This is a genomic window from Actinomyces massiliensis 4401292, assembly GCF_000269805.1.
Taxonomy (GTDB): Bacteria; Actinomycetota; Actinomycetes; order Actinomycetales; family Actinomycetaceae; genus Actinomyces; species Actinomyces massiliensis.
The window spans coordinates 1936709-1955056 of sequence record NZ_JH711481.1; the positions used below are offsets into that span (position 1 = coordinate 1936709).

The following is an 18348-nucleotide window of genomic DNA, read 5'->3' on the forward strand; positions in this document are numbered from 1 at the left end:
CTCACTGCCGGCCATCCTGGTCCGGGGGCGCCTGGCCGGAACCCTGCGCGGTGGAGGGGCTGGGGGAGTCGGGGGAGCCTCCGATGTCTGAAGAGCGATGCGCGCGGTCGGTGTGGTCGTGTCCCAGTCCCAGGCGGGCAATGTCCTCCGGCGGTGCGGGCGCCATCGTGTCGGCCATGGCGGGGCCCGTGCGCCCCGTGAGCGCCCTGCGGGTGCGCGCCAGGCGGATGGCCGCCGTCAGCAGGGAGCCGATCACGATGATCCAAGCGATGGCGGTCAGATACTGGGGCAGGGCCGCGGCCACCACGGCGGCCAGACACCTCTCCGTTTTGCCGAAGGGGCCGCCATTGAGCCGCGCAGCCCCCGCCCCGGCCGCCGCCAGGGAGATGAAGGTGGGCAGCGTCGCCGCGGTCAGCGCGATCAGGGTGAGGGCCACTGTGGAGGGAGGGGCTCCTATGCGCAGGGCCAAGCCCACCAGGCCTGCCATGATGAACAGGTCCGAGACTCGATCCCCGATCTCATTGAGGACGAAGCCGAAGGGACGCGAGACTCCGCGGGCGCGGGCGACGGCCCCATCGAGGTTGGCTCCACCGAGCCTGGCCGCCAGCAGGATCAGGGCCGGAACCCACCAGCCCATGACCAGGGCCCCGCAGCCGAGAGCGGCCGACAGGACGCCGACGGCCGTCCATGCGTCGGGTGAGATGCCGCGGCGCACCGAGCCCTGGATGAGGAAGCCCAGGCGCCGGGTATACCAGTACTTCAGCGAGTAGAGCGAGGCCACGGCGAACAGGCTATCGGCGCTGTGCGTCCGGGAGAACATTCGAGGACGGGGAGTCCTGCCTATTCCTGCCGCTTCAGTGCATGCGGTTCACGGGTGGTCCACCGCTGGTTCCCGGGCGATTCACTGGGCTCCAGGGCTTCGAGGCACTACCGTGAGGCGCGTGAGCGAATCACGTCCAGGTCCCCGGTCTGATGACATGTCCGATGCCCGCCCGGGCATTCGCTTGGATGCGGCGTCGCCCTCCGCCCCTGCTGCCTCCGCGGGGCGTGCTTCTTCAGCGGATGCTCCGGGGGGCGGCCATGCAGGGAAGTCAGGCGGTTCGCCCTCCGATGCGGCGGCGTCTGCCCGGTCTCGCCAGTCGCCCCAAGTGGCCGCGGCCATGGCGGCCAGGGCCAAACTCGAGCGGCTTCTGGCCGCCCCCACCCCGTTCGCTGCGGACGACGGTGCTGTCCGCCCCGAGGTGAGCGCGGCCCTGGAAGCGGACGACCTGCCTCGTCATGAGTACCTGGACCGGTTGTGGACCGCCTTGGCCGCTGGGCGCCTCATCGTGCCGGTAGCCGCGCACGCCCTGCCTTCCATGCCCTCTATGCCCTCCAAGGCCTCCCGCCTTTCGGAGGGCGCGGGCGGTCCGCAGCGCGTCAGTCTCTCGCGGGGCGGTGCCAAGCCCGAGGTTCCCGACCATGAGGTTCATACGGCCGACGCCTGCCAGGATGCGGCCACCCTGGCCGTGAGCCTTCCCGACGGGCACGTGGCGCTGCCGGTCTTCACCAGTGCGCAGGCCATGTCCGCCTGGCGCAGCGACGTGCGCCCGGTCCCGGTGGAGCCCCAGCGGGCCGCCCAGGTGGCCTGCCTGTCCACCGACCAGCTGTGGGTGCTGGACCCCGGCAGTCGCGACCTGCGTCTGCCCCGGCCCGCTGTGGTGGCCCTGGCCGGGGGAGAGGACTGGGTGCCCTCGTGGCGCAACGAGCCGGTCCAGGCTGAGGTCAGTGCTCAGCTGGAACAGATCGACGGCGTCACCGGCGTGGCCTTCGCTCCCGGTCAGGACGCCGAACTGCGGGTCTTCATCCGCATCGACGCCGCCCAGGGCCGCAGTGCCGTGGCCAGGACCTTGGAGGGCTGCCAGCACATCATGGTCAATCCCGCCTGGGGGGAGCTGATCGACACCGTCGAGCTGTGCCCGCTGCCCGCGTGATCGTCTGCCCGCCGACTCTCGCCGAGATCGGTCCACTTCCGGCTCGAGATCGGTCGAGTTCCGCGCCGAGATCGGTCCACTTCCGCATTGAAATCGGTCTGGTGTCCGGGGTCACCGCTATGCCGTCATCGTGGTCCTGGGCAAGAGAAGGGCAACCTGGTACTGTCTTCCCGACCGGCCGGAGTTCCTTACTTCGGCACGCAAGCGGAGAAATCCCACCTGGGTCCCTGATGGGGTCGGGTCATGCGAGGAGAGATCCTCGGCGGCGTCGGGCGCTTTTGCTCGGGCCGCGCTCGGGTGAGCACATGTAAGGCCTTCGCGCGTATTCGCGGCGAAGGCCTTTTCGCTGCGGCGGTCACCATCACTGAGAGTGAGGAAAAGCCATCAGCGAGCCCCGTATCAACGAACGGATCCGCGTCCCGGAGGTGCGCCTCGTCGGCCCCAGTGGCGAGCAGGTCGGCGTCGTCCGCGTCGAGGATGCTCTGCGCCTGGCCGAGGAGGCGGGCCTCGACCTGGTTGAGGTGGCGCCTGACGCACGCCCTCCGGTGTGCAAGCTCATGGACTACGGCAAGTTCAAGTACGAGTCGGCCATGAAGGCGCGTGATGCCCGCCGCAACCAGGCGAACACGCAGCTCAAGGAGATCCAGTTCCGCCCCAAGATCGACCAGCACGATTACGCCACCAAGATGGGGCACATCGAGCGGTTCCTCAAGGGCGGGGACAAGGTCAAGTGCATCGTCCGCTTCCGCGGCCGTGAGCAGTCCCGTCCCGAGTTGGGAATCCGGCTGCTCCAGCGCGTGGCGGAGGAGATGGACGAGCTGGGCACCGTCGAGTCCCACCCCCGTCAGGATGGTCGCAACATGGTCATGGTTCTGGCGCCCACCCGCAAGAAGGCCGAGGTCAAGTCCGACCAGCGCCGTCGTCGTGAGGAGGCCCGCGCCAACAGACGTGCTGAGAAGCATGCGGGCAAGGCCCGGAACGCGCCCGTCGCCAGCTCTGGTGAACAGGCATGAGGCCGGGCAGAGCCTGACACAGTCCATCACCCACCCCGACGGCAGTCCGTCAGGGGTCCACAGCCCGGGCCACCCGGTCAGGGCCGAGAAGAGGAAATCCACAATGCCGAAGAACAAGACGCACTCCGGTGCCAAGAAGCGCTTCCGGGTCACCGGCAGCGGCAAGCTCATGCGTGAGCAGACCAATAAGCGCCACCTGCTCGAGGTCAAGTCCTCTCGCCGGAAGCGTCGGCTCGCGCAGGACCAGTCTGTCGCCAAGGCCGATGTCCGCCAGGTCAAGAAGCTGCTCGGCCGCTGAGCGGTCCCGTCACGTAAAAGGAGTCATCGCATGGCACGTGTGAAGCGGGCTGTCAACGCCCAGAAGAAGCGTCGTAGCGTTCTTGATAAGGCCTCGGGCTACCGCGGTCAGCGCTCCCGTCTCTACCGCAAGGCCAAGGAGCAGGTCACTCATTCCGGCGTCTACGCGTTCCGGGACCGCCGCGCCCGCAAGGGCGACTTCCGGCGCCTGTGGATCCAGCGCATCAATGCCGCTGCCCGCGCCGAGGGCCTGACCTACAACCGGTTCATCCAGGGGCTTGGATTGGCCGGAGTGGAGGTCGACCGCCGCATGCTGGCCGAGCTGGCCGTGAACGAGCCCGAGGCGTTCAAGGCTCTTATCGAGGTTGCTCGTGGAGCCCTGCCCGAGGACGTCAACGCCCCCAAGGCCTGAGGCTTTCAGGAGTTTCGGGAGTATTAGCCCGGATGGCCGGTATGGCCAGTATGAGCTGCGCGACGGCGCCGTGCCCGCATCGGGTGCGGCGTCGTCGTGGTGTGCGAGGCCACTGCGGAGGGTGGAGAAGAGGCGGGAGGCCCCGGGAAAGACTGCGACGATACTCGCTCTTGGGGTGCGAACGATCGAGAGGGCAGTGTCCCGCTGCCGTACGCTGACTCCATGAGTCCCGCTGCTTCGGCTGACGCCTCCGGTCCCCCTCCGCATGAGGGTGCGATGCACTCCGCTCCGCAGGGGCCGGGACGGGGGCATGGACGAGGACAGGGGCGTCGCGCCGGCGCCAGGGGAGCGGCGGCCGGCCGCGAGGTGCTCGCCAATCCGGCCTCGACTCGCGTCTCTCGCGTGGCGGGCCTGGCCCGCAAGAATGTGAGAGCCAGATACCGCAGATTCCTGGTGGAGGGCCCGCAGGCAGTGCGTGAGGCGGTCAGGCACGCCTCTGATCGGGTTCTGGACGTCTACATCACCGAGGCTTCGCAGGATCGCTACAGCGAGATCTGGGAGGAGGCGCTGGCCGCGGGCCTGTACAGCCATCTTGTCAGCGAGCGGGTCATGGCGGCCATGAGTACGGGCTCCCAGGGAGTGCTCGCCGTCGTCGCCATGGATGAAAGCACGGGATCCGAGGCTCTGACCTCCGCGCTGGAGGGGGCGTCGCTCGTCGCCGTCCTCACTGAAGCTCAGGACCCCGGCAACGCGGGAGCCATGATCCGTGCGGCCGATGCCGCCGGGGCGGATGCGGTGGTGCTCGTACGGGGAAGTGTGGATGCCACGTCCCCCAAGGTGGTCCGCTCGACCGCAGGCAGCCTGTTCCACCTGCCCGTAGTGACCGATGCGGCGCTCGATGACGTCGTCGCCGCCCTGCACGGGGCCGGAATGACTGTCCTGGCTGCCGATGCCCGAGGAGATCTCGACCTGTTCGGGGCGGAATCCCTACTTGAGGCGCCGACCGCCTGGCTGCTGGGCAACGAGGCGCACGGACTATCACCGGAGGCGCTGAGCCGTGCTGATGCCGTCGTCTCCATTCCCGTCTACGGCAGGGCCGAGTCCCTCAACGTGGCCACTGCCGCGGCAGTGTGCCTCTACGCCAGCGCCCGGGCGCAACGATAGGCGGCTGCGGCGATGAGTGCCGGACAGGGCGTTCTCACCGGCATCCTCACCGATCCGGGCCTGCGATCGCTGCGCTGGACGATGTGGACGGGGCTCATGCTCCTGGTTCTGGTCAGCAGCATCCCGGAGGTATGGAACGCTGTTGCGCACCCGGTCGCAGTGGTTGCGCTGATCGTCGTGTGGGCGGTCACCTGGTGGCGCCCTCTGGATGCCGATGCGGCCGGCGCCATGGTCTTCCTCATCGGCGGTCTTCAGGTCGTTCTGCTCGATGGTGCGCTGATGGCCGACGTCATCGTGCTGTTCGCTCTGTTCCGACTGGGTGAGCAGGGGCGCAGACGGCTTCAACCGGTCTGGCTGCTGCTTCTGGTTGCAGGATGTACTGCGGCCGCCGTCAGCTGGACGCAGGACGAGCGAGGTGAGCAGACCTACCGGCAGAGCCTTGTCATGCTCCTCCTGCTCACCTCGACCATGGGGCTGCTGGCGTGGGCCGGGGGCCGGATGATCGGACAGGGCCGCAACATCGTCCGGGCCCGCGCCGGTGAGGAGAAGGCGCGCCGGGCGGAGCGGGAGCAGCGCCGGCAGGCCGAGGCCGCAGCCCTGCGCACGGAGATCGCCGGCGAGGTGCACGACGTCGTCGGGCATGCTCTCGCGCTCATCGCCGTCCAGGCCGAGGCCGCCCGCCACCTGGCCACGGTTGATGCGGGAGAGACGGATCTCAGTGACGAGCAGCGCCTGGCCCAGGTGGGCGGGGCCGTGGAGACGGTACTGGTGACGGCGCGCGGCGCCCTGGCGGAGACCCGTGCGCTGACGCGCTCCCTGGTGGCCGCCCCCGATGACGCGTCTTCGACCTCGACGGCCTTGCTGCACCCGACTCCGGGGCTTGCCGACCTGTCCGCTCTGGTGCGCTCGGCCGCCGACGCCGGGGCGCCCGTGGAGCTGGAGCTCCGGGCCGGGCCAGGCGGCTGCTCCGATGCGGCCACCGGCCTCGGAGCCCAGGCGCAGCTGGCCCTCTACCGGGTTGCCCAGGAGGGGATCACCAACGCGGTCCGGCACGCCCCCGGCGCCGACAGCATCATCGTGGAGCTCATCCATGGCCTCGACGACGTCGTTCTGCGAGTCAGTGATGACGACCCGCATGGCGGCCTCCCCGTGGACGAGTGCCGGGGCCAGGGCTTGCGCACCCTGAGACGGCGGGTCGAGGCCGCGGGCGGAGACCTGCGGATCAGCTCGCGCTCGGGAGGGGGCGTGCTCCTTGAGGCGCGGATGCCCGCAGGAACGGACAGCGCCGTTGATGAGGACGGTGTTGCGAGCGGGCGCGAGGGAGCCGCGTCATGACTGATCCGATCCGCGTGCTGCTTGTGGACGACCAGAGCCTGGTGCGATCCGGATTCCGCATGATCCTTGGAACTCGCAAGGACATCGTCGTCGTGGGGGAGGCCGAGGACGGCGATCAGGTCCTTGCTGCCGTTGACGCCCGCGTCCCCGATGTCGTTCTCATGGACGTGCGCATGCCCCGTATGGATGGGATCGCGGCCACGCGCGAGCTGATCCGCAGGCACTCGCGGGTGCGGGTGCTCATTCTGACCACCTTCGACCTCGACGAGTACGTCGTCGAGGCGCTGCGCAGCGGGGCCTCGGGATTCCTGCTCAAGGACAGCACTGCTCCCGAGCTCATCGCCGGGGTCAAGGCCGTGGCCCGTGGAGACAGCGTGGTGGCGCCCTCAGCCACCCGACGGCTTCTGCGCCATTGGATCTCCCAGGAGGACAGAGCGGCCGGGGCCGTGAGCGGTCGCCGCGAGGCTCTTGCGGCGGGCTCTGGTGCGGGACGGGGCGCCGATGCTGAGCGGCTGGCTCTCCTGACCACCAGGGAGAAGGAGATTCTGACGCTGGTGGGCCGCGCCTTGAGCAACCGGGAGATCGCCGAGACGGTGGTACTGGCGGAATCCACCGTCAAGACCTACATCAACCGCCTCCTGCGCAAGCTCTCCATGAGAGATCGTGCCGGGCTGATCGTGCTCGCCTACGAGACCGGCCTCATCCGACCGGGGCAGGACGAGTAACGCCCGTGGCGGTTGCCGCGGGTCCACCCGTGGGTGGAAAAGTGTTTCTGGAGGTCCATCCCGGGTTGGAATGAAGCGGTTTCCTCTGGGCTCGTGCGGAGACGGCCCGTAGCGTCAAGGATATGAGCACTCCGCCTTCGCCCCATGTTCCCCCGATTCCCCCGATCGGTTCTGGTCAGCGCGTCAACAAGCGTTTTCGCAGCGACGAGCGCGTGGAGCCGGCGGCGAGCGTTCCTCCGCTACCGGTACGGGAGAGACCGGCGCCCCGCTACCAAGTTCTCGATACGCTGCGGGGCTTCGCCATCTGCGGCATCCTCCTGGTCAATATCGGTGATATCACCCATTTGGGAATGGGGCTGCCATTCGTGCCCCGCAGTCCATCCATCGCGGAGAACACCCTCTACTACCTGGTCTCCACCCGTTTTGTGCCGATCTTCGCCTTCATGTTCGGCATGAGCCTGCGCTTCGTCTCCGACTCGGCACTCAAGCGTGGCCAGTCCCCGTGGAAGGTGGTGGGACGGCGGATGATCGCACTCCTGGCGATCGGATTCCTGCACTCCCTGGTGTACTCGGGCGAGGTGCTTACGGAATACGCCGTGATCGGGCTCCTCATGCTGCCAATCGTGCTGAAGGCGCCGCGTCTGCTGGTGGCGATCCTGGGCGTTGCCGGGACTGTGGCATCCTTCGCATGGGGCGGCTCCGGCGTGATCAATGTTCCCGGGCTGTTTCTGCTGGGTGCGGCAGCAGTGGCCTATGGCCTGCCCGCCTACCTCGAGCACCCCGACCGCCGCCTGGTGATGACCACCGCCGCCCTGGCGCTGGCAGCCGTTCCGGCCGTCATCGCCCAGACGCACGAAACCGGCGACCCCCGTTTCGAGTATGTCGGCGGCATTGCCGGCGGGATCCAGGCCGCGGTCTACATCTGCCTGGTGGCGTTGGCCTGCTCCTGGCGGATCCGCAAGCCCATCCAGACCTGCTTCGAGCCCCTAGGGAGAATGGCACTGACCTGCTATGTCAGCGCGAGCTTCATCGTGGCCCCTATAGGGGTGGCCCTGCACTGGAAGGAGAGTCGCGATGTCGCGCCGCTCCTGGCCGTGGCCGCACTGGTGCTCGCGGTCCAGTCCATCGCTGCGCGCCTGTGGCTGAGGCGCTTCCGCTACGGCCCCCTGGAGTGGGTGTGGAGGTGCCTGACCTGGTGGACGCTGGTGGACATCCGCCGGGCAACGGCTGCTGACAGCCCCGGCCACGCGGACGCGGCCCAGGTCCGTGTCCGCTGACTGTGCCGATCTGCCGCGGCCGTGTGCCTCTACGCCAGCGCCCGGGCGCAGCGGTGACTCGATGCCCTGAGAAACGTCAGAGCAGTTCGCAGATGGCCGCCGCGGCCCGGCCCGGTCCGTCCAGGCCCTTCATGAGCACGGCCATGCGACGGGCGCGACTGCGCATCGCCTCGTCGGCCAAGGCATCGTGCACCAGGGCGGGCCAGTTCACGGTGCCGGCCTCCTTCTGGCTCACCAGCCGGGCCGATCCGAAAGCGACGCACCGCTGCACGTTGAAACGCTGTTCCAGCTGCAGAGGGATTCCGATGAAGGGCCATCCCTGAACGCAACTGGTTTGCACAGTTCCCTCACCGCCATGGGTGATCGCCAGGTCCACCGCATCCCCGAGGCGATTGGCCGGAAGCCAGTCGGTGACATGGATGTTCGCCGGCAGGCCCGGAACATCCTCGGGTTGCAGGTGGGACCGCACCGGCGCCAGCACCTGGCACTTGGCCTGCCCCAGCCCGCGGAGGACCTGAAGCACGAGCTCACGGTTCCCCGAAGAGCCCACGGCGAAATAGACCAGCGGCTCAGGAACCGCGGCCAGCTCGTTGACGATCTCGGGGACCTCTCCCGGCAGCTGGGCGTAGACCGGACCGACCACCTGATGCCCTTGCGGCATGCTCACCCATGCGGGCAGCAGTTGCCGTGCCGCGGCGATGAGGTTGAGATCGGCCGTCAGAGCAGTGAACACTCCGTGGGGCAGGGCCACCCCGTTATCTCGGGCCACCTGGTAGAACGGGCGCGGTAGGGGAAATCGCCTGCCCACCGTATGCAGCAACCGGGAGGCGGCATTGTCGAGCAGGCATTCGCCAGCGGTACGACGGGGTAGGAACCCGGTGGCGCCGACTTGCCTCGCCGCCTGAAGGTGGGCCAGGGAGTAGGCGAAGGGCCGTACGAAGACCAGGGGCACGCCCTCTGCACGCGCGGAGATGAACTGACTCGGAGTCACTCCGATCACCACAGCGCTCGGGCGCAGGCGGCGAATCAGCTCGCGTTCGCTGGCGACCCGCTGGGTGAGCACTTTTCTGGTGAAGGGCTGACGCAGAGTGCGTCCCTGGTCGAAGGCCAGAGCTAACTTGCCCTCCTCATCACTGAGGTGGGGGAGGAGAAGGTGGAATTCGAAACCGGCCGCCCGAATATGCTCGGAGTTGCGCGGTGAGAAGCCTGCGAATACGCACTCCACATCAGCGGGCATGCGCCGGGCCACTTCGATGGCGCGTGTGACCTCTGCAAAGTTGAAGGTTTCCGGGGCGAAGAGCACACATGGTCTTTCGCCGGATTCGAGGGGCCCGCCAGGGCTGTTGAATTCGGAGCGCTCGTTCCCCGTACTCTCCGCGGCCGACTCACTGCATTGTGTCGGAAGGTGATGATTCGGCGGAGGTGTGGGCGTACGGTTCATGTGACTGAGCCTACAGCTGACCTGCAGCTGATCTGCAGCCGATCTGCAGCCGGGCAGGCTGATCGGGTACACGGCGGACAACCCGCATCGAAGCGGGATCTGAACGATCGGAATGACTCGTGCATGACTCGTGCCGGCCCCTCGTCTCAACCAGCGGGCACTTCTTGGGTCTGCGTGTGACAGCGGTGTTATTGTCCTCGCGTTGCAGGGCGGCCCCGGAGTCCTCGGGAGCCGCGATCGAATGAGCACAGGAGGAATGCGATGCGCATGTGGATGTGTTGCTGTCAGTGTCGTTGAGACACCTCTGCACCCATCCAACCCCCTGACCGAGACGAGGTCCTCGTGTCCGCTCCCGCATCCTCCTCCGACTTCCCCGAGCAGCCCACCGGCAGTGCCGACGGCGCAAACAGCGCAGGCGATGTCAGTGATGTCAACGACGTCAGCAACGACGCCCGCCCCCTGGTGCGCATTGATCACGTGAGCAAGTACTACGGCGACTTCAAAGCGCTCGACGACGTCTCGCTCGACATCCATCCCGGCCAGGTCGTAGCCGTCATCGGGGCCTCCGGCTCGGGCAAGTCCACTCTGTGCCGCACCATCAACCGCCTGGAGACGATCCAGGAGGGCTCGATAGAGATCGACGGCGAGCTCCTTCCGGAGGAGGGTCGGGATCTGACCCGCTTGCGCGCCGAGGTCGGCATGGTCTTCCAGTCCTTCAATCTCTTCCCGCACCGCACGGTGCTGGACAACATCACGCTCGCCCCGATCAAGGTTCGCGGCATCTCCCGCAGCGAGGCGGAGGCGACTGCGCGCAGCCTCCTGGAGCGGGTCGGCCTGGCCGATCAGGCGGACAAGCGCCCGCCCCAGCTGTCCGGCGGCCAGCAGCAGCGCGTGGCGATTGCCCGTGCCCTGGCCATGGATCCCAAGATCATGCTCTTCGATGAGCCCACATCCGCCCTCGACCCGGAGATGATCACCGAGGTCCTCGACGTCATCAAGGGCTTGGCTGCGGAGGGGATGACCATGCTCGTGGTCACCCATGAGATGGGTTTCGCCCGCTCTGTGGCCGACCGCGTCGTGTTCATGGACTCCGGCCAGATCGTCGAGTCCGGCGCGCCGTCCGAGTTCTTCGCCGCTCCCACCACTGACCGGGCCCGCGACTTCCTGTCCAAGGTACTGAGCCATTGAGCTGTCATTGATCCGCCATGAGGCCGTTGCTGAGCTCGCTTCGCCGAGCTCGAAGCAGCGAAATGCCCGTGGAGATCTTAAAGATATTGCACTGCGCCTCGATAGGGGCGCGTCCCAGACCTCCGATGTCGACTGATAGACCCGAATCGTCGTGACGAAAGGAACCCCACCATGACGACTCTTTCGCGCCGCGCACTGCTGTCCGCCACCGGTGCCGTCTCCCTGACGGCGATTCTGGCCGCATGTGCCGACACAGGCGCTGATGGGCAGGCCGTCTCAGGCGGCGGGGACGCCGACTACGACACGGTCATCAACTCGGGCCCGGTCGCTGCAGCCGACGTCGTGGCCGCCTCGAGCTGGGCTTCGGCGATCAAGGAGGCCGGTGTTCTCAAGACCGGCGGGACGAAGACCGCGGCGGTCTTCTCCTCGGAGGATGCGACCACCGGCAAGGTCACCGGGTTCGACGCCGCCATCGCCCAGACCCTGGCCCGCTACATCATCGGCGGCGATGATGCCCGTGCGCTGCTGGACATCACACAGGTCACATCGGACACCCGTGAGACCACGCTCGAGAACGGCAGCGTGCAGGCCGTGATCGCCACCTACTCGATCACCCCCGAGCGCGCTCAGAAGATCGATTATGCGGGCCCCTATTACTCCTCCGGTCAGGCAGTGCTCGTACGGGATGACGAGGACAGAATCACCGGCGTGGGCGACCTGGCGGGCGTCAAGGTCGCCGTCCAGTCCGGTTCCTCCTCGGTCACGGCGCTAAATAAAGCGGCCCCCGAGGCTCAGCAGGTTCCGTTCGATGACCAGCCTGCCTGCCTCAATGGGCTCAAGACCAAGCAAGTCGATGCCTACGTTGTTGACTACACCCTTCTGCTCAGTGCGCTCCAGTCCAATGAGGGCCTCAAGATTGTGGGGGACCCCTTCACGGAGGACCCCTACGGCATCGGCCTGCCCCATAAGTCGGACGCCAAGGCCTTCGTCGATACGTTCCTCCAGACGATCTACGACGACGGCACCTGGGCATCCATCTGGAAGGCAACCATTGGCGCGGTAGCAGGCGGAGACGCCCCCGAACCGCCCGCTATCGGTTCGGTGCCCGGCTCGGAGACCGATGGCGCCTCGGCGCCTGCGGGTCAGGATGATTCCGGGTCGGGCGACAGCAGTTCCGCCGAGGCATCCGCCTCACCGGCCGCCTGACTCTGCACGCGTCGGGCGCTGCGATCCCCGGCGTCATCGGTACGACAACCTCAGGAGACGGCCATGTCAGTGATTGCGCACAACCTCGGAGCCATCGGGGCCGGTCTGGGGACCACCCTCGTCATCGCCCTACTCGCCTACGCCGGCGCGCTCCTTGCCGGCACGCTCATCGCCGTGTGCCGCGTCAGCCCGATACCGCCCCTGCGGGCTGTGAGCACCGTGTGGGTGACGCTCGCCTGCAATATCCCGACCCTGTGCCTCATGATCCTGCTGGCCTTCGCCGCGCCGCAGGCGGGTGTCCACTTCTCCCTGTTCGCCGCGGCGGTGAGCGCGATCCTCTTCGCCGGTTCCGGGTTCGTGTGCGAGGCGGTCCGCTCGGGCATCAACTCCGTCGCCAAGGGGCAGATCGAGGCGGCCAGAGCTTTGGGAATGCCTTTCGGGCTCATTATCCGCGCAGTCGTGCTTCCCCAGGCCCTGGCTCGCACCGTCCAGCCGCTTGTCAATATCTTCATCGCCTGCCTCATCGGCTCGGCTCTGGCTGCAACCATCGGGGTGCGCGAGCTCACCAGCGTCACCCAGCAGCTCAATTTGCAATCCGGGGAGGCCGTTCTCATGTTCCTGCTGTCGGGTCTGATCTATCTTGCGCTGGCTTTCGGCGCGGCGAAGCTCGGCGGTCTGCTTGAACACCGTCTGGCAGATGGACGGGGGGTACGAGCATGAGCGCTGCACCAAGTTCCATCGGCGGTTCCATCGGCGGTTCCATCGGCGGTTCCATCGGCGGCACCATCCGCACGTTGAGAAGCGCCCGCCCGGGGCGGGCGACGGACGCTGATCTCCTCTTCGATGCTCCCGGTCCCAGGGGGCGACGGCGCATCACCATCATCTCCGGCGTCGTCACTCTTCTGGCGGTGGTGCTGATCGCCGCAGCGCTCTACCAGCTCGCCCGCGAAGACCAGCTCGCCTATCCCAAATGGCGCTACTTCCTGGGGCAGTCGATTGTGATCTTCCTGGGTAAGGCGCTGGGGAGCACTTTGGCCGTGACAGCGGTGTCTGCGCTCATCTCCTTCCCCCTGGGCATTCTTCTGGGCTGGGCGAGGCTGGGGGCCGGCCTGGTCGGTCGGACGATCGTGGGGCTGTGGATCGACATGATGCGCGCCGTTCCCATGCTGCTGCTCATCTACTTCTTCCTGCTGGCCGTACCCCGCTTCGGTCCCACCCTGCCGGCGTTCTGGATGCTCACCATTCCCATCGTCATGTGCACCTCGGCGACGACGGCGGAGGTCTTCCGCTCCGGGGTCCTGGCGCTGGACAAGGGGCAGACCGAGGCGGCTCAGGCCCTGGGGCTGAGCCGATGGCGGACCATGCGCTTCATTCTTGCGCCGCAGGCCCTGCGGCTCATGCTGCCGACTCTCCTCACCCAGCTCGTGACGATTCTCAAGGACTCCTCACTGGGATATGCCGTCTCCTACGCCGAACTCATGTACGCCGGGAAGGTCCTCATCGCCAGCACCGCGAGCAACTACAACCTTGACATCTACGTGCCCACCTACATCATCATCGCGTTGCTCTACGTGATCATGAACTGGTCCCTGGGCGCGCTGGCCCGCAACATTGAGGCGCGCACTCGCTAATGCCCCCGAGATCGGTCGAGTTCCGCATCGAGATCGGTAGCAATCCGTGCCGAGATCGGTCCGCTTCCGCGTCGAGATCGGTCGAGTTCCGCGTCGAGATCGGTTCGGCTACGTGCGCAGAGAGCCCGAGGCCGTCCACAGGCCGAGCGCCACCAGGGTCGTCCCCAGCGCCAGCAGGCTCACGCCCCAGAACGAGGGCAGGGCCGCGAGCAGCGGGCCGCCCAGGACTCCCGCGAGGGTCGAGCCGGCGTACATGAGGACGTTGGCGAGTGCCGACACCGTCCCGCGCACCGACGTCGTCAGCGCCTGCAGCAGGTTCATCATGACCGGGAAGAGCACGCCGCCGACGACGAAGGCGCCGGCGAGCAGCCCGATTCCTGCCCAACGGGTCGCACTGGCCGCAACCACCGAGTAGATGAGGAGGTAGCAGATCAGGCCGCCCATCAGCGTGCGTCCCTGCCCCAGGTGCCGCACGATCCGGGGCCCCACCAGGGCGCCGACAGTGTTGCCCGCTCCGAGCACGATCATCGCCCTGGCAATACCCGCCTGGTCCAGGTGGAAGTCCTGTGCGAACCAGGTCGCAGCGAAGGACAGGACCGCGAAGTTGCCCAGCTGGAACACGAAGTAGGCCCCGAAGCGCCCCAGGGCGTGCGGCGCGCGGATCAGGGCCGCGTACTGGGAGAGGACGCCCGTGCGCCCGCCATGCGGACGCGCGGCGGGCACCGCGGGGAACCATCGCCACAGTGCCGCGGTCACCAGGGCGGCGATGACCCCGACGACGACGAAGGGATCGGAGGTCGATCGCACCGCCAGCAGGCTCCCGGCCGGCACCCCGAGGAGCTGGGCGATCGTCAGCCCCGCCGTCGCCGTCGCCATGGCGGGGACGATCCGCTCCTTCGGCATGACCTGGGCGATCGCCGCCCAGACCTGCGGTGCGGCGACAGCTGCGGCGACACCGGCAGCCAGACGCAGCGCCAGCATCGAGGTGAAGGACCATGCCAGTCCGGTCGTGGCGGTGGCTGCGGAGAACCCCGCCATACCGGTGATCAGGACACGACGGCGGTCGAGCCGGTCCGATACCGGTCCCGCGACCAGGGCCGTCAGGCAGTAACCGATCGCGTAGGCCGAGACCATCCAGCCGGCGCGCGCAGAGGGGACGCCGAAGCGGGCGGACAGGGCGGGCAGCAGCGGGGCAACCAGGAACGTGTCCGTCCCCACCAGGAGCATGACGGCGAAGGACAGGACGGGAACTCGTTTCATGAGGGCCTTTCCGCACAGGCCGGGCGGCCCGTGCGGCAGGACGCTAAACTTTGACACCAGTGTCAAGGTCAAGGTCGGAGCAACACTGGGCGGGGCGCATGAGAATCAGCGACTTCGCGGCCCGCGCAGGCCTGACGCCGCGCCAGGTCCGCCACTACACCGACGTCGGCCTTCTGTCGGCGACCCGGCTGGGCAACGGCTACCGCGACTACGACCCGGCCCACGTCGAGCAGGCCCGCCGCGTGCACGCCCTCATCGCGGTGGGCCTGAGCTGCGAGCAGGTACTGCCACTGATCGGCTGTCTCGGCAGCGAGGAGACCGCCGCCTGTCCGGCGGCGAGCTCCGCCCTGGCCGCTCAGCTCGCCAGCATTGAGGAACGGATCGAGCGGCTCGAGGACACGCGTCGGCTTCTGCGCGACCGGCTCGCCGTCTCCTCCCCGGCATCCGGGCCGGGTGCGAGGCGGGGCGCGGGTGGAACCGCGAATCTGCCTGCCGACGAGCGCCTCGGCAACGGCTCTGATCGTCCCTGATCCGCATCGATAGGACCGGATAGAGTTCGTTCATGGTGCGCGAGCGGGTGCTGCTGTCGGAGGGGTCGAGTCTGACGGCCCGCGAGACCATGACGATACTGGGCTCCCGCGGGATCGGTGTTGACGTGGCCTCCGCGAGTGGCTGGCCGTTGGCCTCCTTCAGCACCTGGTGCCGGGGAGTGCGCCGGGTCCCGTCCGCGGAACGCGACCCCGTGGGCTACCTGCGGGCCATCGACGCTCTACTGGCCTCGGGCAGGTACCGGGCGCTGCTGGCCACGCACGAGCAGGCGTGGCTGCTGGCCGCCGGCAGGGAGCATCTTCCGCACGCCTCCGGCCGGCTCGCCGTCGCCGAGGTGTCGGCTTTCGAGCAGGTGCAGTCCAAGATCGCCTTCGCGGGCCTGTGCGACGAGTTGGGCATTCCTCAGCCTGCCTGGCACGAGGTGCGCTGCGAGGCGGACCTGGATCGGGTCGGATACCCGGCGTGGATCAAGGCCGCCTACTCGACGGCCGGCCGTGGAGTGAAGCGGGTTGGAACGCATGCCGAGGCGGCCTCGGCCTGGAGGGCCTTGGGGGCCGACGGCGCAGCGGTCATGGTGCAGGCCCCAGCCCGGGGCGCCTACCGGCAGGTGGCCGCACTGTTCGACCGCGGTCGGCTCATCGCGGCCGCGTGCAGCGAGCGCATCGGCCTCGGTGTGGGCGGATCTGCGGCGGCGCGCCTGTCGGTGAGTGACCCGACGGCGGTCGATGCCGTTCACCGCCTCGGTAGGCGGCTGTCCTGGCATGGCGGCCTGACCTGCGACTACTTCGCCGATGATCTCGGCCGGAACCGGTTCATCGAGTGCAATCCGCGCACTACTGAGCCGGGCAATGCCGCGGCAGCCGGAGTCAACCTGCCGCTCCTGAGCATCGCGCTCGCGACCGGTGGACGACTGCCCCGAGCGCCGCTCATCGCCAGAGCGGGGGTGCGTACTCGCTCGACCGTGGCACTCGCACTGGGTGCTGCCGAGAGGCGGGGGAGCCGCCGTGCGGTGCTCCGTTCGCTGGCGCGGGCCCTGAGGCACCGTCCGCCTCTTCAGGGCAGCTGCGAGGTTCTCACCCCTGTGGGCGGGGATCCGCTCAGCCTTGCCCCGGCCCTGGTCGTCGTCGGCTCCCTGCTCGCACGGCCCCGCTCTGTGACCGCTCTGGCCGACAGCGCCGTCAGCGCCTATGCGGTCACGCCTCGTATCATAGACCGGCTACGGAGCTGACCTGCGCTCACTTGCGGCTTGGTCAGCCCTCCGGTTGGCGGCGCATTGAAGCCGTCCACTGCGTCGTCCGAGCCCATTCCTCAGCGATGTCGTATGCGCGGTCGAACCAGAAGTCCTTCGCACGCGCGTAATCGTCGAAGTGCGAGTCGTTGGCATGCATCTCGGCAAGGTGCACTTTCGTGGTGGCGTAATCATCGCGCCACGAATCATTCGCTCGCAGCCAATCGCGGAAAAGCAGCGCGTAGCGCCAGTTTGCGGCGCCTGTTCGCCTCACGTGCACGATCCGCGCTGTGCTTCGTCGACGCCGGCATAGAGCCGCTTCTGCCACTGATCCGGAGAGGTGGTCGGTCCGCGCGCATTGTCATGCGAGACTCCGGGTGAATCGGGTGCGAGCTCTTGTACGTTCACAAATCCCACATTCCGCAGATCGATGTCGCATAAATTGATCATGTCCAGATCGGCTACCGATACCTGAAGGTCGATAATGTTCTTGGCCGCGAGCCCGGGAACGGACGTCGAGCCGATATGGTCCACCACCGCATTGATACTATGGTCGGCGAATATGCGCGCGACGCGAGCACCGATGCGTGCGGCGGTTGAGGCCCACGTGGGCGACCATGGTGACATGACGGGGGCGATGTCGGGTGGCAGTTGGTGGGTGCGACGACGTCTCTCAAAATTCTTGGCGCGTGCGAGGAAGCGATTGAGATCGTCGTCCGTGGTGATCACTGCATCGAAAAGTGAATGCAGATTCTCGAGAGAGTGATCCGTCCCGTCAACTATGGCGAAATGTGATTCTGCGGAGGCGCCTGATATACCTTCTATATCCGCGCCGTCGTGACCCGAGGCTACTCGCGTCCGCAGCGAGATGCCCGGTAGTCCGGTCTCCAGGACCTGCCGATAGCGCTCCTGCTCATCCAGCCCGCCTGCGACGAGCACGGCCAGCGGTGTCTGGGGAGGTTTCACTGGCATGCGTGCGAGTGTAGTTTGCGCCCGTGGCGTCGCGGCGGCCTCGCACACGAATGGGGGCAGGGGCGGGGCGCCAGATCTCTGTCCTTCCCCTGTGGAAACAGCTAGAGTTGCCTCACCTTAGTTCATGGAGTCGGGCTGTGCCGGTGTGGCACGCGTGCCCGAGCCCGGATCGGGATAGCGAAGGGATTACGGGTGTCACTCGCCACTATCCTCCTTGCCTGTGACGTGCTTGCCACCGGCATGATCGCCGGCTTTCTCGCCATGTACTGCCTGACGATCGGCAGCTACTTCACCTTCATGGTGCGCACCGGACGGGCCGACGAGCTGCAGCGCACCTATCCCGTGTTCCGTCGCCGCACCCACCTGAAGCCGGTCTACGGCCTGACCATGCTCCTGCAGCTTCTCATCGCCTTGGTAGCGCTGGTTGCCGCCTGGAGTACCGGAGCCCTCAGCCTCATCCCGGCCGTCTGCTGTCTGCCGTTCCTTCTCCTGGTGCACGGGCTCACGGGGTTCACCCGTTCCGAGGAGCGGCTGCTCAGCGGCCAGAGCCTGACCGACGCCGAGCTCTCCCGCTACCTGCGTCTCAACATCCCCTTGCACGCGGTCGACGCATGCGTCTACGCGGCGGCGATGCTCGCCCTGCTCATCCCGAGGCTCCCCTGACGCCCGGCCCCGCG

Annotated in this window: 20 protein-coding genes; 15 read left to right on the forward strand and 5 right to left on the reverse strand. The window is 67.6% G+C overall.

The features are described from left to right. Position 1: 1 nt before the first annotated feature. Positions 2-820, reverse strand: a complete 819-nt coding sequence (locus W5W_RS0108240; protein WP_017195071.1) for a CDP-alcohol phosphatidyltransferase family protein — start codon at positions 818-820, stop codon at positions 2-4. A 340-nt stretch (positions 821-1160) separates the two neighbouring features. Here W5W_RS0108240 and W5W_RS0108245 point away from each other — a divergent pair, with 340 nt between their 5' ends. The 8 genes from W5W_RS0108245 to W5W_RS0108280 all read left to right on the forward strand — a co-directional run bounded on the left by W5W_RS0108245 (position 1161) and on the right by W5W_RS0108280 (position 8196). Continuing rightward, a complete protein-coding gene (locus tag W5W_RS0108245) occupies positions 1161-1973 on the forward strand; it encodes an SseB family protein (RefSeq protein WP_193760062.1) in 813 nt (270 codons plus the stop codon). 398 nt (positions 1974-2371) lie between these two features. Further along, positions 2372-2986 (forward strand): translation initiation factor IF-3, encoded by a 615-nt coding sequence (gene infC, locus W5W_RS0108250; RefSeq protein WP_269771073.1) that lies wholly within the window; start codon positions 2372-2374, stop codon positions 2984-2986. Between the two features lie 103 nt (positions 2987-3089). Next, positions 3090-3284 (forward strand): 50S ribosomal protein L35, encoded by a 195-nt coding sequence (gene rpmI / locus W5W_RS0108255; protein WP_008731612.1) that lies wholly within the window; start codon positions 3090-3092, stop codon positions 3282-3284. A gap of 30 nt (positions 3285-3314) precedes the next feature. After that, positions 3315-3695, forward strand: coding sequence for a 50S ribosomal protein L20 (gene rplT / locus W5W_RS0108260; protein ID WP_008731534.1), 381 nt, complete (start codon positions 3315-3317; stop codon positions 3693-3695). Positions 3696-3917: 222 nt separating this feature from the next. Beyond that, positions 3918-4859 carry a TrmH family RNA methyltransferase gene (locus tag W5W_RS0108265; RefSeq protein WP_029574180.1) on the forward strand — a complete coding sequence of 314 codons (942 nt, stop codon included), beginning with the start codon at positions 3918-3920 and terminating at the stop codon, positions 4857-4859. Between the two features lie 12 nt (positions 4860-4871). Next, complete coding sequence (locus tag W5W_RS0108270) at positions 4872-6194, forward strand: sensor histidine kinase (RefSeq protein ID WP_017195074.1); 1323 nt, start codon at positions 4872-4874, stop codon at positions 6192-6194. Continuing rightward, on the forward strand, positions 6191-6919 hold the full coding sequence (locus W5W_RS0108275; protein ID WP_017195075.1) for a response regulator transcription factor: 729 nt from the start codon (positions 6191-6193) through the stop codon (positions 6917-6919). Before W5W_RS0108270 ends, W5W_RS0108275 begins: the two co-directional genes overlap by 4 nt. Positions 6920-7041: 122 nt before the next feature. Next, on the forward strand, positions 7042-8196 hold the full coding sequence (locus W5W_RS0108280; protein ID WP_029574181.1) for a DUF418 domain-containing protein: 1155 nt from the start codon (positions 7042-7044) through the stop codon (positions 8194-8196). 76 nt (positions 8197-8272) lie between these two features. Here W5W_RS0108280 and W5W_RS0108285 read toward each other — a convergent pair whose 3' ends face one another. Further along, positions 8273-9499 (reverse strand): glycosyltransferase, encoded by a 1227-nt coding sequence (locus tag W5W_RS0108285; RefSeq protein ID WP_017195077.1) that lies wholly within the window; start codon positions 9497-9499, stop codon positions 8273-8275. 597 nt (positions 9500-10096) lie between these two features. On the opposite strand from W5W_RS0108285, the gene W5W_RS0108290 reads away from it, so the two are divergent. The 4 genes from W5W_RS0108290 to W5W_RS0108305 all read left to right on the forward strand — a co-directional run bounded on the left by W5W_RS0108290 (position 10097) and on the right by W5W_RS0108305 (position 13662). Further along, on the forward strand, positions 10097-10825 hold the full coding sequence (locus tag W5W_RS0108290) for an amino acid ABC transporter ATP-binding protein (RefSeq protein ID WP_162829723.1): 729 nt from the start codon (positions 10097-10099) through the stop codon (positions 10823-10825). A gap of 171 nt (positions 10826-10996) precedes the next feature. Beyond that, positions 10997-12031: a glutamate ABC transporter substrate-binding protein gene (locus W5W_RS0108295; RefSeq protein WP_017195079.1), complete on the forward strand. Its 1035-nt coding sequence runs from the start codon at positions 10997-10999 to the stop codon at positions 12029-12031. Between the two features lie 63 nt (positions 12032-12094). Beyond that, the gene (locus W5W_RS0108300; RefSeq protein WP_017195080.1) at positions 12095-12751 is read left to right on the forward strand and encodes an amino acid ABC transporter permease; all 657 of its coding nucleotides are present in this window, start codon (positions 12095-12097) and stop codon (positions 12749-12751) included. Continuing rightward, positions 12748-13662: an amino acid ABC transporter permease gene (locus W5W_RS0108305; protein WP_017195081.1), complete on the forward strand. Its 915-nt coding sequence runs from the start codon at positions 12748-12750 to the stop codon at positions 13660-13662. Before W5W_RS0108300 ends, W5W_RS0108305 begins: the two co-directional genes overlap by 4 nt. A 108-nt stretch (positions 13663-13770) precedes the next feature. Here W5W_RS0108305 and W5W_RS0108310 read toward each other — a convergent pair whose 3' ends face one another. Beyond that, complete coding sequence (locus W5W_RS0108310; protein WP_017195082.1) at positions 13771-14922, reverse strand: MFS transporter; 1152 nt, start codon at positions 14920-14922, stop codon at positions 13771-13773. A 98-nt stretch (positions 14923-15020) separates the two neighbouring features. On the opposite strand from W5W_RS0108310, the gene W5W_RS0108315 reads away from it, so the two are divergent. After that, positions 15021-15452 (forward strand): MerR family transcriptional regulator, encoded by a 432-nt coding sequence (locus W5W_RS0108315; protein WP_017195083.1) that lies wholly within the window; start codon positions 15021-15023, stop codon positions 15450-15452. A 32-nt stretch (positions 15453-15484) separates the two neighbouring features. Then, positions 15485-16699 (forward strand): ATP-grasp domain-containing protein, encoded by a 1215-nt coding sequence (locus W5W_RS0108320; RefSeq protein WP_017195084.1) that lies wholly within the window; start codon positions 15485-15487, stop codon positions 16697-16699. A 22-nt stretch (positions 16700-16721) separates the two neighbouring features. On the opposite strand, the gene W5W_RS15260 is transcribed toward W5W_RS0108320, so the two are convergent. Then, a complete protein-coding gene (locus tag W5W_RS15260) occupies positions 16722-16973 on the reverse strand; it encodes a GrpB family protein (protein ID WP_029574184.1) in 252 nt (83 codons plus the stop codon). Further along, positions 16970-17665 (reverse strand): GrpB family protein, encoded by a 696-nt coding sequence (locus tag W5W_RS15265; protein ID WP_161603442.1) that lies wholly within the window; start codon positions 17663-17665, stop codon positions 16970-16972. The genes W5W_RS15260 and W5W_RS15265 overlap by 4 nt, the downstream gene beginning before the upstream one ends. A gap of 198 nt (positions 17666-17863) precedes the next feature. Here W5W_RS15265 and W5W_RS0108335 point away from each other — a divergent pair, with 198 nt between their 5' ends. Further along, positions 17864-18334 (forward strand): hypothetical protein, encoded by a 471-nt coding sequence (locus tag W5W_RS0108335; RefSeq protein WP_008731525.1) that lies wholly within the window; start codon positions 17864-17866, stop codon positions 18332-18334. Positions 18335-18348 lie beyond the last annotated feature (14 nt).

Bases quoted from the DNA above. Each gene is read 5' to 3' on its own strand.
- W5W_RS0108240 (WP_017195071.1), bottom strand. From the start codon at position 820: ATGTTCTCCCGGACGCACAGCGCCGATAGCCTGTTCGCCGTGGCCTCG.
- W5W_RS0108245 (WP_193760062.1), top strand. From the start codon at position 1,161: ATGGCGGCCAGGGCCAAACTCGAGCGGCTTCTGGCCGCCCCCACCCCG.
- rpmI (WP_008731612.1), top strand. From the start codon at position 3,090: ATGCCGAAGAACAAGACGCACTCCGGTGCCAAGAAGCGCTTCCGGGTC.
- rplT (WP_008731534.1), top strand. From the start codon at position 3,315: ATGGCACGTGTGAAGCGGGCTGTCAACGCCCAGAAGAAGCGTCGTAGC.
- W5W_RS0108265 (WP_029574180.1), top strand. From the start codon at position 3,918: ATGAGTCCCGCTGCTTCGGCTGACGCCTCCGGTCCCCCTCCGCATGAG.
- W5W_RS0108270 (WP_017195074.1), top strand. From the start codon at position 4,872: ATGAGTGCCGGACAGGGCGTTCTCACCGGCATCCTCACCGATCCGGGC.
- W5W_RS0108275 (WP_017195075.1), top strand. From the start codon at position 6,191: ATGACTGATCCGATCCGCGTGCTGCTTGTGGACGACCAGAGCCTGGTG.
- W5W_RS0108280 (WP_029574181.1), top strand. From the start codon at position 7,042: ATGAGCACTCCGCCTTCGCCCCATGTTCCCCCGATTCCCCCGATCGGT.
- W5W_RS0108295 (WP_017195079.1), top strand. From the start codon at position 10,997: ATGACGACTCTTTCGCGCCGCGCACTGCTGTCCGCCACCGGTGCCGTC.
- W5W_RS0108300 (WP_017195080.1), top strand. From the start codon at position 12,095: ATGTCAGTGATTGCGCACAACCTCGGAGCCATCGGGGCCGGTCTGGGG.
- W5W_RS0108305 (WP_017195081.1), top strand. From the start codon at position 12,748: ATGAGCGCTGCACCAAGTTCCATCGGCGGTTCCATCGGCGGTTCCATC.
- W5W_RS0108310 (WP_017195082.1), bottom strand. From the start codon at position 14,922: ATGAAACGAGTTCCCGTCCTGTCCTTCGCCGTCATGCTCCTGGTGGGG.
- W5W_RS0108315 (WP_017195083.1), top strand. From the start codon at position 15,021: ATGAGAATCAGCGACTTCGCGGCCCGCGCAGGCCTGACGCCGCGCCAG.
- W5W_RS0108320 (WP_017195084.1), top strand. From the start codon at position 15,485: ATGGTGCGCGAGCGGGTGCTGCTGTCGGAGGGGTCGAGTCTGACGGCC.